The organism is Mesoflavibacter sp. CH_XMU1404-2 (assembly GCF_037029465.1).
Classification (GTDB): domain Bacteria; phylum Bacteroidota; class Bacteroidia; order Flavobacteriales; family Flavobacteriaceae; genus Mesoflavibacter.
This window is the reverse complement of record NZ_JAYMEM010000019.1, coordinates 1-764: the sequence shown is the minus strand read 5'-3', so window position 1 is coordinate 764 and position 764 is coordinate 1. Positions and strand designations below refer to the sequence as shown.

Here is a 764-nt window from a genome sequence, read left to right as displayed (position 1 = left end):
ACAACGGTTTTGGCTATGATTTCGTTACGGAATGGCACGTGAGTGTCATTCCGACGTTGACTGAAAGATAGCAAAAATGAATGGAATTTCCGCGAGGAAATTCCGCCGTAATGAATTATAGCCGTTGTTAGCTTTTAGTGCTTTTTTCAGTTTAGTTTCAGTTTCTTGTTTTTTCCAATGGACAAGTACAACAACGAACCTATAAATGGAATCAAAAGGACTAATAGAATCCAAATTAGTTTGTCATTTTGAGCAAACTTATTTTTAAAAATATCAATCAAGCAATAAATCCAAAGTCCAATTGATAATAAAATAAAGGCTTGCCATATAAAAAGCCCGATTGAGAAATCATTGATTATTTTATCCATATTATTATTTATTTATTTAGTTTTTCAATTCCGCAAACTTGCTCAAATTCCGACCATTTTTTAATTAAGCTTTGAGTAAGCAATTCCAGCGTTGTTTTCCCGTTCCGATTGCGCAAACAAGCTAAAAAGTCAGCCGTAATTCAATTCAGAGTTTGAGTGAGCAATTTCGCTGTTGTTTTTCATTTCACGTTTGAGTGGTTATTCCGAAAATTTTGAAATTCCGCACACAGTTTTTCTGATTTATCTACCTTAAAATTCTAAAAAAAAATCGAAAAAAAAACTAGGCTTTTTTTCAAACCGCAAACTTGCTCCAGCATTAAAGCTAACGTTAGCGTATAAATTTCAGTTGCGGAAAATCGGTACGATTTTCCGATTGAGCTGAAAGATAGAAAATTG

Annotated in this window: 1 protein-coding gene; it reads right to left on the bottom strand. The window is 33.2% G+C overall.

Annotated features, from left to right (window positions below; genetic code table 11):
- Positions 1 to 146 precede the first annotated feature (146 nt).
- Positions 147 to 368 (bottom strand): PLDc N-terminal domain-containing protein, encoded by a 222-nt coding sequence (locus WA327_RS08375; RefSeq protein ID WP_336068572.1) that lies wholly within the window; start codon positions 366 to 368, stop codon positions 147 to 149.
- Positions 369 to 764: the final 396 nt, after the last annotated feature.

Bases quoted from the DNA above. Each gene is read 5' to 3' on its own strand.
- WA327_RS08375 (WP_336068572.1), bottom strand. From the start codon at position 368: ATGGATAAAATAATCAATGATTTCTCAATCGGGCTTTTTATATGGCAA.